Consider the following 14311-nt stretch of genomic DNA (forward strand, 5'->3'; position numbering starts at 1 on the left):
ATGCGACGCGTTTCGCGTCGAAACGTGTCAGTGGCTCGGACGCTCCCACCGGCCGAGGGAGCCATCCCCGCCACGGGGCGGAGCAGGGCAGCGATGTCATCGAGACCGCCGCCAAGGGGTCGGCTCCCGCGAGAAAATCGAACGCTTCTATTTGTAGGGCCACGAACCGTCGTTGTCATGACCGAAACCACGGACGTATGCATCGTCGGCGGCGGCGTGGCCGGCCTCAGCGCAGGCGTGTTCACCGCCCGGCACGGGCTGGAGACGACCGTCGTGAGTACCGGCGAATCGCTGCTCGCCCGCAACGCCCACTTGGAGAACGTCCCCGGGTTCCCCGCCGGAGTGAACGCGCGGCGGTTCCTCGATATGCTCGAACGGCAGGCCGAGGAGGCCGGCTGTGCGTTCCGGGAGGGGGAGGTCACTCGGGTCAGCGTGGACGACGAGGGGTTCGCCGTCGAGACCGCCGCCGGTGAGCGGTTCTGGGCCGATTACGTCGTCGCGGCGACCAAGAACACGGTCGACTATCTTCGGGGAATCGACGGTGTGGGGCTCGTCGACCGCGGGAAAATGTACGTCGACACGGACGAGCGCGGTCGCACCGGCATCAACGGACTCTACGCCGCGGGTCGGCTCGCCGAGAAGCCCCATCAGACAGCGGTCTGTGCCGGCCACGGGGCCGAAGTGGCCGTCGCGCTGCTGGAGGCAGACGACCGGCCGTTCTACCACGACTGGGTCACGCCGGATGGCTACTTTTCAGACCGGGGACGTGAGGTGCCGCCGGGCTGTGAGGAAATCGACGAGGCCGAGCGCGAGACACGCGAACGCGAGTCGATGGACGCGATGACCGAGGCGTTCACACAGCGCCATCCTGACGAACCGACCCAACATCCGAGCGTCGCAGCGGACGACGAGTCGGAGACACGAACCAACTGAGCGTCGGAGGTGGGGGCAGTGACCAAGCGACCGCGAACGTGGACGCCACACGCGGGGGTACTCACGCCGTAGTTTCTTTTGCCGTGGCGTCGTATCTCCGGTAGAGGCAGTATGAGCGACCTACGACTGGAGAGTCCGGCCTTCGACGACGGGGAGCGGATTCCGGACCGCTACGGCTACACCGAGGACGACGTGAACCCGCCACTGCGAATCGAGAGCGTGCCGGACGGGGCGGAGTCGCTGGTACTGATCGTCGACGACCCGGACGCGATGGAACCCGCAGGGAAAATCTGGGACCACTGGCTCGTGTGGAACATCGCTCCGGGAACCAGCGAAATCCCCGAGAACTGGGCGGCCGAGGATGCCATGGAGGGCCAGAACGACTACGGGGAACACGGCTACGGCGGGCCGAACCCGCCGGACCGAGAACACACCTATCGGTTCCGGCTGTACGCACTGGATACGACACTTCCCCTGTCGTCGGCGGCCGACAAGAACGAACTGGAAGACGAGATGATGGGGCAGTTGCTGGCGAACACGCGGCTCGAAGGGACGTACGCGCCATAAGAAAGACGATTTTCGCGCCCCACCCCCACGGGTGTTACGCACGGTCCGACCGGCTTTGGGTCGGCTTCGGTAGAGAGGGGTGCTGTCGACGTTCGAGTGACCTCCTCAGTACTCCTCGTGTGCGAACACGGAATCGACCTGTCCCGCACACTCGGTCAGCAGCGTCGCCGCGTCGGAGTACTGGAGAATCTTCTGCATGTCACCGTCCAGTTCGAACTTGCCGGACATCATGCCGTCAACGGCACCGATGTTGCCCCGCGTCAGTTCGACCCAGTTCTCGTAGGTACCCGTGAGTTTGAAACCGTTGTCGACCTCATCCTCGGATTCGATGAGGGAGGCCTCCGTACACTCGCCGTCTTCGAGGCCGACGATGGAGAGGCCCGTGTGACCCTCGGACGTCTCTGTGACGTACTGGTCGAGTTCCTCCTGGAGGTGTTCGGGCATGGCCTCGACGTCGATCTCGTCGAGAGGCATATCAGTCATCTTGAAAATAAAGTCGCCGTTGAAATCGACACCCCAACCGGCCGATTTCTCGGCGTACTCTTCGTTGCTGTTTACCTTCTGTTGGTAGTCGTCGAACCATTCCGAGCTCGGGAACATGAGTCCATCTGCCATAGCATCACCACGTGAGACCCCAACCCTAGTAAAACTTCACGGGGAAATGTGTGGCTTCTTTTTAAGCACCCCCAAATCGGGGGCCCATCATCACATCCGCTACGGATTTACCACGTCGGGGCCAACGAGTAGCTAATGCTTTCCGGAGTGAACGTCGCGCTCGGGGTCAGCGGCTCCATCGCGGCGGTCAAGACCGTGGAGTTGGCCCACGAACTACGTCGGCAGGGGGCGTCGGTCAGAGCCGTGATGACAGACAGTGCCAGGGGGATCGTCCACCCGTGGGCCGTCGACTTCGCGACCGACGAACCCGTCGTCACCGAAATCACCGGGCAGGTCGAACACGTCGAACTGTGTGGCCGTGAGGGCTGGGCCGACGTGCTGCTGCTCGCGCCGGCGACGGCCAACACTGTGGGGAAACTGGCAGCGGCGGTTGACGACACGCCGGTGACGACCTGTGCCACCACGGCACTGGGCGCCGACGTGCCCGTGGTCGTCGCGCCCGCCATGCACGAACCGATGTACGACCACCCTGGCGTCGTCGAAACAATCACACAGGTCCAATCCTGGGGCGTCGAGTTCGTTGACCCGCGAATCGAAGAGCAAAAGGCCAAAATCGCCAGCGAGGAGGCCATCGTCACCGGAGTCGCCCGCGCGACGACGCCCGATCCGCTGGCCGGTGAACACGTAATCGTCACGAGCGGCGCGACCACCGAGTCCGTCGACCCCGTGCGAACGCTCTCGAACCGCGCATCGGGCAAGACCGGTCGGGCCGTCGCACGAGCCTGCCACGTCAGCGGTGCCGACGTGACGCTCGTTCACCACGGCGACGACGTTCACTACGCGGACGTAGCACAGGTCGAGAGCGCAGCGGAGATGCTCGACGCCGTACAGTCTCACGCCGACAGTGCCGACGCGCTCGTGTCGGCGGCAGCCATCTCGGACTACACTGTCGATGCCGCCGCTGAAAAGATCAAATCGGGGGCCGACCGGCTGACGCTCGAACTGACACCCACACCGAAGCTCATCGACACCGTCCGGGAGGCCCACCCCGAACTGGAGATCGTCGGATTCAAACTCGAGACGGAGGGTGGCGCGGAGACACTGACCGAGCGTGCCCGCGAGACGATGAACCGGGCCGGGTTGTCGTTCGTCGTCGGCAACCGTGCGGACGTGATGGGCGAGGCCAGCACCGAGGCACTGGTAATCCGACCCGACCACGTCGACGAGTACACGGGGAGCAAGGCCGGTCTCGGCGCGCGCGTCGCCGAGGAACTCGCGACGGAGCTGTAGCTCCTGGAGTCCCGGAACGTGTGACCGGTCTCTTGTAGTCACCGACACGGGACCGAAGCGACGTGACCGTGAGCTCGAACGGCACGCGGCGGCTTACGTGGTGGTCAGCGCCGACGGGACCTGTCTCTGAGACGGTGGCTCACCATCGCGAGTGGCATCGGGGCATCCCGGTCCCGGTTTCGGTTCCGGTCGCGTTCGCGGGTGTCCAGTCCGGCCTCTCGACCGGGGTCGCAGCCGTCCACACGTACTCGTCGTGGTGTCTGTTGTTAGCCGTCACCCAGGTTCAGTCGAGTGAGAGGGCACGTCCGGAAGGGGTGACGGTCGCGTCGGCCATCGTCGGTGACGCGGGAGCTGCGTCGGGCGCAGTGGTCGTGGTTTGTCCGCTCGGTCCGTCACGGCCGGCCATTACAAGAGAGCCGCGACCACAACAGTCTGGCGGGCTCGTCGCACGGGGCGGTTCGGGGCGTTCCGTAGCGTAAACCGCCCGAGACGGAACCGGTACGGTCGTGAGGGGACTCACAACGCCACGACGGCCGCAATAAGCGCGATGACGACGAGCAGGATACCGAAGCCGATGGTATCCTGTCGGGTGAGTCGCTCGACGGTCGCGTCGTCGATTAGCGACCGGGGGTCACGGACGAGTCGGGTCGCCGAGCGAGTCAGTCCGACGACCGCACGGTCGACCCAGGCGTACAGTTCGGTCGTGCCGACGACGAGCCCGCGCGTCCCGTACAGCGTGCCGGGGTTGTAGAGCCGGTCGATGTCGGGAATCTTCGCGACTCTGGAGAGCGGCGTCTTCAGAATCACGAAGCCGATCACACCGGCGGCCGCCAGCGCGACTCCTTCCACGACGTGGCCGGGGGTGAAAGCAGTGTAGTCGAACCCACCCGGCAGGATGGCGTACAGCCCAGGCGGGTAGACGCCGAACAGGACACACAGCGCCGCGACCGCGACCATCGGGACGGCCTGCCCGATGCTCGCATCCTCGACGTACCCGTCGTACTCGCCGTGGAGAAAGGCGTAGTAGCCGAGTTTGATGAACGAGAGGAAGGTCCCAACCCCACCCGCGAGAAGCAGGTACCACAACACGTCGTAGTGGTTCTTGTGGGCCGCGACAATAACCATTCCCTTCGAGACGAAGCCGTTGAACAGCGGGAAGCCGGCGATGGACAGGGCGGCGACAAAGAAGGTAACGGCGGTGAGAGGCATCTTCCGGCCGAGGCCGCCGATCTTCTTCAAGCTCTCCTCGCCCGTGCGGTAGATGACGACGCCGACGGTCATGAACAGCAGGCTCTTGTAGAGGATGTGGTTGAACACGTGGCCGAAGGCGCCGGCGGTCGCAAGGCTGCTGGCGATGCCGACCCCGGCGACCATGTACCCGACCTGCGACTGGATGTGATAGGAGAGCAGCCGGCGCATATCGTTTTGTAGCAGGGCCATGCAGGCCCCGAAGACGGCCATCGCGCCGCCCATGTACGCGATAGCGAGTTCACCATCGGGGAATGCCCGGTACATGCCGTAGACGCCAGTTTTGGTCGTGAACACACAGAGGAAGACGCTGGCGGCGATGTGGGGCCGCGGGTAGGTGTCGGGCAGCCAGGCGTGGAGGCCGACGAAGCCGACGTTGACGCCGATGCCCAGGGCTGCGAGGACGGGCGCGACGGCACCGGCCACGCCCGGGTCGTGTGCGACACCCGGGAGCGACCCGAACAGGAACGTGCCCACGGTCGCGTACTGCCAGACGACGGCGGCCAGCAGGAGCGTCCCGCCGAGGCCGTGTAGCAGTGCGTAGCGGTAGGCGGCGCGGACGGCTTTGCCACCGTAGTGCCAGACCAGCAGGGTCGAGGTGACGGCCATCAGCTCCCAGAAGAAGATCAGGGTGAGCCAGTCACCGGCGAAGACCGCGCCAAGGCTGGTCCCGACGTACGACAGCGCGAAGGCGGTCTGGACGGCCTCGGCGTCGCTAGCCAAGGAGTACGCCACCGCGACCGCGCCAATGAACCCGAAGATCAGCCCCATCAGCCGCGAGAACACGTCCATGCGGAAGATGACGGTCTCGAACCCGAACAGGTCGACGTTCATGAAGTAGACACCCTCGGGCACCAGCCAGACGTAGGGGACGACGACAACGGTCGCGAGGATTCCCAGCGCGTGGGCCGCACTCCGGCCGAGATACCTGTCGGTCAGGGGGAGCAGCAGCGTCGCCACCAGGACGGGCACGAACGGTGGGACGATCGGATCGACCATCAGATCACCACCCCCGTCACGTTCTCGACCACGAGACGGACGATTTCGAGGAACACGGCGAAGTCGGGGACGATTCCGAGAACGACCGAGCCAGCCGCCGCGAAGCAGATCGGTCCGAGCATCAGCCACGTGGACTCCGCGCCGGTCCAGCGGCGGTGTTCCCAGTCGAGCCGGTCGTCCGGCCCGTGTTCCTCGTCGAGCTGGTGAGCCGCTTCGACCGTGTCCTGTACACCCTGTCCCTCGTGGTCACCGGCGAAGCCGTGGTCCGTGTCGGAGTCGCCGCCGTCCGGGTGGCGTTCGCCCCGACCGCCGTCGGTCACGGTCCCGGGGTCAGTCCCGGCGAACCGGCCGCCAGACGGCCCTTCGACCAGCGGCTTGTGGTCGGTCTCTGTCGGCATCTCGAAGAAGGCGGTGTAGACGATTGGCCAGAAGTACGCGATGTTGAGAACGCCCGAGACCAGCAGTGCGACCGCGTAGATGGTCCCGCCAGCGGAGACCGCGCCGATCAGCAGGAAATACTTGCTGACGAAGCCGGCGACGATGGGGATACCAGCCATCCCCGCCGCGGCGACGGCGAAGGCCCCCATCGTGAGCGGCATACGCCGCCCGATGCCGGCCATGTTGGAGATGTCGTCAGTGTGGGTTTCGACGTGGAGCGCACCCGCACAGAAAAAGAGCGTGAGCTTCATGAACGCGTGTGCGGGGATGTGCAAGAGCCCGCCGACGAGAGCGAACGCCGAGGCCCTGCCCGGTGAGCCGACGGCGGCGGCCCCGACGGCTAACCCGAGAACGATGTAGGAGAGCTGGCTCACCGTCGAAAAGGCGAGCCGGCGTTTGAGGTTGTCCTGCCGGAGTGCGATGACACTCGCGACGACCAGTGTGAACGCGGCGACGGCGGCGAGGGCGGTCCCCATCCCGAGGTCGCCGACGAGTCCCGGACCGTAGATGTCCAGCACGAGGCGTGCGATGCCGAACACGCCGGACTTGACGACCGCGACGGCGTGGAGCAGCCCGGAGACGGGCGTCGGCGCGACCATCGCGTCCGGGAGCCAGGAGTGCAGCGGCATCAGCGCAGCCTTGACGCCGAAGCCACCTGCCAGCAGGGCGAAGGCCACCCGGGCCATCATCGGGTCGGCGTTGGCGAGGCTCGCGATGCCTCCAGGGGTGAACGCGACCGTGCCGGTCAGCCAGTAGACGAGGACCGCACCTGCGAACACCGCGACACCGCCGCCGAAGGTGTACGCGAGGTACTTCCGGCCCGCAGCACGAGCTTCGTCGGTCTCGTCGTGGCTGACCAGTGGGTATGTCGCGACGGTCAGCAGTTCGTAGAACACGAACAGGACGAACAGGTTCGAGGCGAACGCGACGCCCACCGCAGAGGAGACGCTGGCCGCGAAGGCCGCGAAGTACCGCGTCTGGGCGTGTTCGTCCAGACCGCGCATGTAGCCCATCGAGTAGAAGCTCGTAACGATCCACAGCAAACTGGCGAGCAGGCCGAACAGGAGCCCGAGCGGGTCGGCCCTGAGCGCGAACTCGACGCCGGGCAGGAAGGCGCCCAGTCGAGTGGCGTAGACGGTCCCGGAGAGGACACCGGGGACCATGCTGGCGATGATGCCGAACATGGAGAGCGCGGCCAGCACGGTCCAGGACTCCCGGAGGTCGGGCCGTCGGGCCGACAGCAGAATCGGGACGATAGCGATTGCCGACACCAGTACCGCCGCGAGCGGCCGGAGTGAGAAGACCTCGGTCATGACAGGAGGAGTTCGAGCGTGGGAGCGAGTTGTTCAGCGAACGGAACGACCGCCGCGCCGAGCGTGACCGCCAGCACGGCGGCCACGAAGACGGCAGCGTACATCCCCACAGAGGGACGTCCGCCGTCGGCGACCACCGCGTCGGGCTGGGCCGCCGTAGCCTCACTCTCGGCACGGTCGGCCATCGTGGCCGGCTCGCGGAAGTACATCCGCTCGACGAGCCGGGCGAAGTACGCCAGCGTCAGCAGCGTCGAAGCGAGGATAATCGCCGCCAGTGGCCACAGTTGGGCCTGGACAGCCCCGAAGGCGATGTACCACTTCCCGACGAACCCGACCGTCGGCGGGACGCCGACCATCGAGAGCGCCAACACGGCGAACGCGCCGGCGGCGTAGGGCATCCGCTCACTCAGCCCCTCGTACTCGTGGACCTCGCGTGCACCGGTTGCGGTGGCGATTAGCCCCGCCGCGAGGAACAGGCCTCCCTTCATTATCGCGTGGCTCAGCAGGTGGACGCTCGTGCCGACGATGGCGGTCTGGTTCAGGACTGCGAGCCCTGCCAGCACGAGGCCGAACTGCGAGACCGACGAGTAGGCGAGCATGCGCTTGATCTCGGTCTGTGAGACGGCGAGTAGACTGCCAGCGACGATGCTGACGACAGCACCGACGAGCAGCAGCGTCTGTGCCAGGTCGGCCGTGGCGAAGAAGTCGGGCGTGAACACCGACAGTGAGACTCGGATCAGGGCGTACGCGAACGTCGTCGAAACCAGTGCGGAGATGAGCCCGCTGACGCTGTCCGGCGATCCGGCGTACGCCTCGGGCTGCCAGGTGTGCAGCGGGAAGACCGCGGTCTTGATGAACAGCCCGATAGCGATGAAAACAAAGGCGGTCTGGACCAGCGTGGACCCGTACCCGACCTGTGCGAGTTGGGCCGACAGGTCCGCCATGTTCAGCGTCCCCGTCCCGATGTAAGCGTAGCCCACGCCCAGCAGGTACAGCGACGCGCCGACGGTGCCGACGATGAGGTACTTGAGCGCGGCGACCGCCGACCGGCCCGTGTCGCCGCTGGCGACCAGCGCGTACGCCGTGAGCCCCGAAATTTCGATGAACACGTACATATTGAACACGTCACCGGTGACCGCGACGCCGGTCAGCCCGCCGATGAGCAACAGATACGTCGCGTAGAATGGGTTCCCGCGCGGACCGGCCGTGCGAGCGTACGCGAGGACCCCGAGGGAGACGGCCGCGACGAGGAGGACGGCCGACGCGGACAGTCCGTCGATTACGAGTTCGATCCCGTAGAACGACTCGTACCCGCCGACGACGTAACTGGTCGGGCCGGCCGTGAACACACGGTAGACGGCGACCGCAGCGAGGCCGAGCTGGCCGAGGCCAGCCAGTGCCGCGATTGGCCACCCGGTTTTCGAGCGCACGAGGCCGGCGAACAGGACGACCACCGACGCCACTAACGGCAGGACGACAAGGAACGGCGGCAGGTCAGTCATCGGTACGCACCTCCTGCAGCACGTCTGCTTCGAGCGTGCCGTACTCGTTGTAGATGCGGACGATCAGCCCGAGTGCGACGGCTGTGAGGCTCACCCCGACGACGATGGCGGTGAGGATCAGGACGTGCGGCAGTGGGCTGACGTAGGGGCCCGCCTGTTCGAGGACGGGGCTCTGTGCCCCGTCGACGTACGCCGCGGCGATGAAAAACAGGAAGATGCCGGTCTGGAAGATGTTCATACCGATCACTTTCTTTACAAGATTCGGACTGGCGATCATCACGTAGGCACCGATCCCCAGCAGGAGGAAGGTCCCCACGTAGTACGACCGGGTCGCGAGCAGTTCGACCGGCCCGGCAGCGAGGGCGGCGTCGATCACAGCAACCCCTCCCGCTCGTCGGCGTCACGGTCGTTTCGCTGGTCACCGCTCGCCCCGGCCGCTAGTCCGAAAAAGAGGCCGGCGACGATTCCGGAGACGATGACGCCGATGCCGATTTCGAACAGTTCGATCCCGTACTTGTTGAAATGGTCGATGGGGACGACGTCGTACTCGAGGAAACTGCCGCCGAGAGCGACGGTACCGATCCCCAGCAACAGGACGACGGAGACACCGACCCCGACGATAGCGACGAGGCGTTCGGGCGTGACCCAGTCGCGGGTCGACTCGACGCCGAACGCGACTGCTAGCATCAAGATGACGGTACTGACGATGACTCCGCCCTGGAAGCCGCCGCCCGCCGAGTCGGCCCCGTGGAACATGATGAACAGACCGAACGTGAACACGAACGGCGCGACCACTCGGACCGTCCCCATGATGATCGGGCTCTCGACGTACAGCGTGCGGTCGGAATCGCCCGTGTCGCCGTCTTCGCTGGTCACGGGCTCGCTCTCCGGTGTACTCATGCAAACACCTCCCGACCGAGGACGACGAGCAGGCCGACGCCGGCGGCGAAGACGACGACGGCCTCACCCATCGTGTCGAAGCCGCGGTACGCCGCGAGCACCGCCGTCACGGCGTTTTTTACTTCGGTTTGTTCGTAGGCGTTGTCGAGGTAGTAGTCGGTCACCTCCGACTGGGCGACGGGCGTCTCCGCCGAACCGACCGGCGGGAGTGCTCCCAGCGTCGACGCGAGAACGCCTGCGATGAGGACGGCGACGAGTAGTCCTTTGGGGTCGAGGGATTCGAAGATTGCTTCGCTCGGCGGTCGGACGGTCTTCGTGATAGTGACCAAAAAGAGGATTGTCGTGACGCCAGCACCGACCGCCGCTTCGGTCAGGCCCACGTCTGGGGCCTCCAGGAGGACCCAGATCATCGCGATTCCGAGGCTGTAGGCCGCGAACGCGATGATTGCGGCCAGCACGTCACGCAGGACGGCCGTCGCAAGCGCACAGGCCAGTACGAGCGCGAGCAGTGCGACGGGGACCGGGTCGATCACTTGCCGTCACCCCCGCCCCCGTCCTCGGCCGTCCAGGGCTCGATTCCCTGGTCCGCGGCCGCGCGGGAGATAGCGTGAGCCGCGGTCGGGTTGGTGAGAAACAGGAAGACGAGCAACAGGACGGCCTTGATCGTCGGGAGACTGGACGCGAGCACCGCGGCCGCGGCCGCCAGCGACAGGCCCGCACCGAGCGTGTCGGCCTTCGAGGCTGCGTGGGCCCGCGTGTACAGGTCCGGCATGCGAAGCAGACCGACCGCGGCGACGACGCCAAAGAAGACACCACCGGCCAGAAGCGCCAGTACGGCGCCTTCGTACAGCGTCACCATCTACATGACACCTCCACGCTCGACGGTGAACTTCGAGATAGCGATGCTCATCAGGAAGTTGAGCAGAGCGTACACCAGAGCGATGTCGAGAACGCCCGGGGAGTCGAGTGCCGCGGCGAACAGCGCGATGATGACGACCGTGTTCGTCCCGACGACGTTGACAGCGATGACACGGTCCTGCATCGTCGGGCCGCGGACGATCCGGTAGACGATAACGACCGACAGGATAATGAACGCGCCCGCAGCTGCGAGCAGTGCGTCGGTGAGCAGCGTCACGTCTCCTCACCTCCGTCGTCGCCGCGCTCGCGCGGGCCAGGGCCACGAGCGGCCGCCCGGCCGTAGAAGACGAATCGGACCGCCCGTTCGAGGCCGCCCTCCAGCAGGTCCTCGCGCGAGCCCTCGGTGAGTGTGTGGACGACGAAGTGCCGGCTGTTTACGTCGATCGTCAGCGTTCCTGGCGTGAGCGTGATGCTGTTGGCCAGCGTCATCACCGACAGCTCCGACCAGACGACGGCGTCGAACTCGACGACCTCGGGGTCGATCGGCAGCGACGGATGGAGCACGACGTAGGCGATAGCGACGTTCGCCACGACGATTTCGTAGAGGAGATACGGCGTGTACACCAGCATACGAACGATACGGGCGACGAGTTTCCTCGGCTGGACCGGCCCGGTCGTCGAGACACGTAACAGGACCGTAGCGACGATACCAGCACTCATCGCGCCGGTCACCAAGTCGAAGGCAGCCAGCGAACCGCCGATGAGTAGATAGAAGCCGTAGGAGAGACCGGCGAGCAGGACGAACTGGCCGAGACCGGCCCGCCTGACGAGGCGGCCCCGACGCGTCCCGCGCTCGACGGGAGCCATCTCGACGCTGAAGCCGGTCCGTTCGAGTTCGGACTCCAGAGGCGGTAACAGCGGCGTGTTTTCGCCGGGATTGAATTCGGGGTCGAGAAGAACCGAGTCGATGTCGTTGTCGGTGGCGTAGTCGGCCAGCAACTCGACGTAGTCGCTGGGGCTGAACAGGTAGGTGTCGACGCCGATCAGGGCGGTTTCGACGCCGACTTCCGGGTCGTCCGCGCCCAGATCCTCAGCGGCCCAGACCGCGACCCGTTCGAGCAGTTCGCGGGCGCTCTCGACGGACCCCTCGCCCGCGATTCGGCGCGAGGCAGGACAGACGAAGTGAACCGCGTCGTAGCGGTCCTCGGCCTCGACTGCGTTTCGGACGGCGTACGCCACCGTATTCCGGAGAGTGGGTGACTCGCTGACGGGGACGAGCAGTCGCTCACCCGTCACGGTAGCCACCCCGCAGTCGTGGGCAACCGGACCGCCGACCGGCCTGACTCGGCCGCTGAGTTGTGAACAGCAGTCACTGTTGTCGTGATAACTATATTGCGTCCGAATCAAAGCCATTGTGTTTTTGTATGGGCGGTTCGCCGGTGAATCGGGTCCGAATCGACCCCAAAACCGGCTTCCGACCGGCCGATATATCATAATTTGTACCATTCATCGGGAGTGACGGGGCGGCACGCATCGATTGACGGTGTCAGGGGCAAAACCCAGGGACGAGAGGAATACAAATCAGCAGTTATGATGCCGTGAGGCGGGTGTAAACAGCCGTTAAAACAGTACGAGCATTTATGTGAAGTCACGGCCTTGTCATACTGTAAGCACGCTCGTTCTTTACGGGACCGACGTCCGTCCGGTGGGATTCCCCCGGCTGGGACGGCCCGAACGGCGCGCGTGCCCCCACCCACCCACCTATGCAACTGAAACAGTTACTCTCAGACGACGATGCCGTGAGCCCGGTCATCGGGGTCATCCTGATGGTCGCGATTACGGTTATTCTGGCCGCAGTGATCGCAACGTTCGTCCTCGGACTCGGTGAGCAGGTGAGTTCCACCGCTCCGCAGGCGAGTTTCAACTTCGAGTTCGAGGAGACCCAGGACAACGTCGACGGACGACTGACGATGACCCACGACGGCGGTGACTCGATCAAGGCCAACGAACTGTTCCTCCGCGGGCAGAACGGGTCTAATGCACAGAGCACCTTCGGATACGACGTGACGTGGACCGAGATGATCAGTAATCCGAGTGGATACGGTGCGACTACCGACGGCACCGCGAGCGCGTCAATCGGCAGTACGAGCGCGGTGACCGGTGGAGACTTCCTCGAAATCGGTATCGGGACCGACGGACAGATGCGACTCATCTTCGAGCAACAGCAGGGCGACAGTTCGGCCACCATCGCGACGTTCGAGGGCCCAGACGCGTAACCGACGCGTCAGTTTCCCGTTCGATCAGCGAGTATACTTCGCTGTCTTGCAGTCTTTATTATTTCTCTTCCCGAGTTCATCGGTTAATTACTGCGTATGTCGAGTCAAAATAGATAAGTAACGGTCATAACAACAGATGTCGCATGCAGGTACGCCAACTGCTGGAAGACGACGACGCAGTCAGCCCCGTTATCGGGGTCATCCTGATGGTCGCGATTACAGTTATTCTGGCTGCGGTCATCGCCTCGTTCGTGCTGGGACTCGGTGGCAGTCAGCAAGAGACACCGCAGGCGTCGTTCTCCTGGGAGTTCACACAGTACAACGATTCTGCTACTGCTCCGGAACCGGAAGGTCTCGCGGAGATAACCCACGACGGCGGCGACACGATCAAACACACCGAGTTGGTGTTTCGAGGGAGCGGGTTCCGAGAGGCTGCAGGCACCGACAGGAACATCAGCAGCGGTGACGCCGGAGAGAACTGGCCCGGAGTCGCAGCCAGCGGATCGCTGGGCGACACCTCCGCCGTCGTCGGCGGTGACAGGGTGAGAATCGGGGCGACGAACGATTACGAGTTCTCGCTCGTCTGGGAACCTGAAGAGGGCGACACCTCCGCCACCCTCGCCGAGCAGACCGGCCCCGACGCGTAACGACCCATTACTCCATTTTTTCGGTTCACCGGTCGATTAACGACTCGTTTACTCGCAGAGATTATTTTCATCATTCTGTAGCTGGAACGCCTCACTCGGCCGTTGAGCCGACCCGAACGTATAATGCGCATAGCAAGTAACGGCTTTGATATGCAGGTACGCCAACTGCTAGAAGACGACGACGCCGTCAGTCCGGTCATCGGGGTCATCCTGATGGTCGCGATTACAGTCATTCTGGCCGCCGTCATCGCCTCGTTCGTACTGGGGCTCGGCGGCAGCCAGCAGCAGACACCGCAGGCATCGTTCTCGTGGGATTACGAGGATGTCGGAGACGACGACACAGAAGGAATTGCAACCGTCTCTCACGACGGAGGCGATTCGATCAAAGTTTCTGAGCTAAAGTTCCGCGGAAGCGGATTCCTCGGTGGGGCGCCGTCCGGATATGGAACAGGAGGCGTTGAATCTGCTGGGGAGACCTGGACCGCTCAGAACGCATCCGGCTCGATCGGAGACACCTCAGCAGTTGTGGGAGGCAATACGGAATCAATCACTGCATCAAGCGATTATGATATTTCCCTCGTCTGGGAACCTGAGGAAGGCGACACCTCCGCCACCCTCTCCGAGCAGACCGGCCCCGACGCATAACCGACCACGCACTTTTGACTTTCTTCACACCGGTCAGCGACAGCTATCGGCGAGGCACACCCGCGGCAGGTTTATCAGGC

General features: G+C 64.6%; 16 protein-coding genes. 6 read left to right on the forward strand and 10 right to left on the reverse strand.

Features of this window, described 5'->3' with window-relative positions; genetic code table 11:
* Positions 1-177: 177 nt before the first annotated feature.
* On the forward strand, positions 178-933 hold the full coding sequence (locus tag Q0964_RS06390) for an NAD(P)/FAD-dependent oxidoreductase (protein WP_299264897.1): 756 nt from the start codon (positions 178-180) through the stop codon (positions 931-933).
* 111 nt (positions 934-1044) lie between these two features.
* The gene (locus Q0964_RS06395; RefSeq protein ID WP_299264899.1) at positions 1045-1500 is read left to right on the forward strand and encodes a YbhB/YbcL family Raf kinase inhibitor-like protein; all 456 of its coding nucleotides are present in this window, start codon (positions 1045-1047) and stop codon (positions 1498-1500) included.
* Between the two features lie 105 nt (positions 1501-1605).
* Here Q0964_RS06395 and Q0964_RS06400 read toward each other — a convergent pair whose 3' ends face one another.
* Positions 1606-2115, reverse strand: a complete 510-nt coding sequence (locus Q0964_RS06400; RefSeq protein WP_299264901.1) for an SCP2 sterol-binding domain-containing protein — start codon at positions 2113-2115, stop codon at positions 1606-1608.
* A gap of 135 nt (positions 2116-2250) precedes the next feature.
* Here Q0964_RS06400 and coaBC point away from each other — a divergent pair, with 135 nt between their 5' ends.
* Entirely contained in the window at positions 2251-3405 is a 1155-nt protein-coding gene (gene coaBC, locus Q0964_RS06405) for a bifunctional phosphopantothenoylcysteine decarboxylase/phosphopantothenate--cysteine ligase CoaBC (RefSeq protein ID WP_299264902.1), read from the forward strand.
* 516 nt (positions 3406-3921) lie between these two features.
* On the opposite strand, the gene Q0964_RS06410 is transcribed toward coaBC, so the two are convergent.
* From Q0964_RS06410 to Q0964_RS06450, 9 genes are read right to left on the reverse strand one after another with little or no spacing between them, the layout of a single operon-like run.
* Positions 3922-5652 (reverse strand): Na(+)/H(+) antiporter subunit D, encoded by a 1731-nt coding sequence (locus Q0964_RS06410; protein ID WP_299264904.1) that lies wholly within the window; start codon positions 5650-5652, stop codon positions 3922-3924.
* Complete coding sequence (locus tag Q0964_RS06415) at positions 5652-7403, reverse strand: proton-conducting transporter transmembrane domain-containing protein (RefSeq protein WP_299264905.1); 1752 nt, start codon at positions 7401-7403, stop codon at positions 5652-5654. The genes Q0964_RS06410 and Q0964_RS06415 overlap by 1 nt, the downstream gene beginning before the upstream one ends.
* The gene (locus Q0964_RS06420; RefSeq protein ID WP_299264908.1) at positions 7400-8905 is read right to left on the reverse strand and encodes a monovalent cation/H+ antiporter subunit D family protein; all 1506 of its coding nucleotides are present in this window, start codon (positions 8903-8905) and stop codon (positions 7400-7402) included. The genes Q0964_RS06415 and Q0964_RS06420 overlap by 4 nt, the downstream gene beginning before the upstream one ends.
* Positions 8898-9281: a cation:proton antiporter subunit C gene (locus tag Q0964_RS06425; protein ID WP_349254439.1), complete on the reverse strand. Its 384-nt coding sequence runs from the start codon at positions 9279-9281 to the stop codon at positions 8898-8900. The genes Q0964_RS06420 and Q0964_RS06425 overlap by 8 nt, the downstream gene beginning before the upstream one ends.
* The gene (locus Q0964_RS06430; protein WP_299264910.1) at positions 9278-9805 is read right to left on the reverse strand and encodes an MnhB domain-containing protein; all 528 of its coding nucleotides are present in this window, start codon (positions 9803-9805) and stop codon (positions 9278-9280) included. The genes Q0964_RS06425 and Q0964_RS06430 overlap by 4 nt, the downstream gene beginning before the upstream one ends.
* Positions 9802-10338 (reverse strand): DUF4040 domain-containing protein, encoded by a 537-nt coding sequence (locus Q0964_RS06435; protein ID WP_299264913.1) that lies wholly within the window; start codon positions 10336-10338, stop codon positions 9802-9804. The genes Q0964_RS06430 and Q0964_RS06435 overlap by 4 nt, the downstream gene beginning before the upstream one ends.
* Complete coding sequence (gene mnhG / locus Q0964_RS06440) at positions 10335-10664, reverse strand: monovalent cation/H(+) antiporter subunit G (RefSeq protein WP_299264916.1); 330 nt, start codon at positions 10662-10664, stop codon at positions 10335-10337. The genes Q0964_RS06435 and mnhG overlap by 4 nt, the downstream gene beginning before the upstream one ends.
* Positions 10665-10940, reverse strand: a complete 276-nt coding sequence (locus tag Q0964_RS06445) for a monovalent cation/H+ antiporter complex subunit F (protein WP_299264919.1) — start codon at positions 10938-10940, stop codon at positions 10665-10667.
* Complete coding sequence (locus tag Q0964_RS06450; protein ID WP_299264921.1) at positions 10937-11959, reverse strand: monovalent cation/H+ antiporter subunit E; 1023 nt, start codon at positions 11957-11959, stop codon at positions 10937-10939. The genes Q0964_RS06445 and Q0964_RS06450 overlap by 4 nt, the downstream gene beginning before the upstream one ends.
* A gap of 503 nt (positions 11960-12462) precedes the next feature.
* Between Q0964_RS06450 and Q0964_RS06455 the strand changes: the two genes are divergently transcribed.
* The 3 genes from Q0964_RS06455 to Q0964_RS06465 all read left to right on the forward strand — a co-directional run bounded on the left by Q0964_RS06455 (position 12463) and on the right by Q0964_RS06465 (position 14231).
* Positions 12463-12939, forward strand: coding sequence for a type IV pilin N-terminal domain-containing protein (locus Q0964_RS06455; RefSeq protein WP_349254440.1), 477 nt, complete (start codon positions 12463-12465; stop codon positions 12937-12939).
* Between the two features lie 143 nt (positions 12940-13082).
* A complete protein-coding gene (locus Q0964_RS06460; protein WP_299264926.1) occupies positions 13083-13586 on the forward strand; it encodes a type IV pilin domain-containing protein in 504 nt (167 codons plus the stop codon).
* A gap of 150 nt (positions 13587-13736) precedes the next feature.
* Entirely contained in the window at positions 13737-14231 is a 495-nt protein-coding gene (locus Q0964_RS06465) for a type IV pilin domain-containing protein (RefSeq protein WP_299264929.1), read from the forward strand.
* Positions 14232-14311: the final 80 nt, after the last annotated feature.

The sequence above is a fragment of the Halorientalis sp. genome (genome assembly GCF_028275115.1).
In the GTDB taxonomy this organism is placed as follows: Archaea; Halobacteriota; Halobacteria; order Halobacteriales; family Haloarculaceae; genus Halorientalis.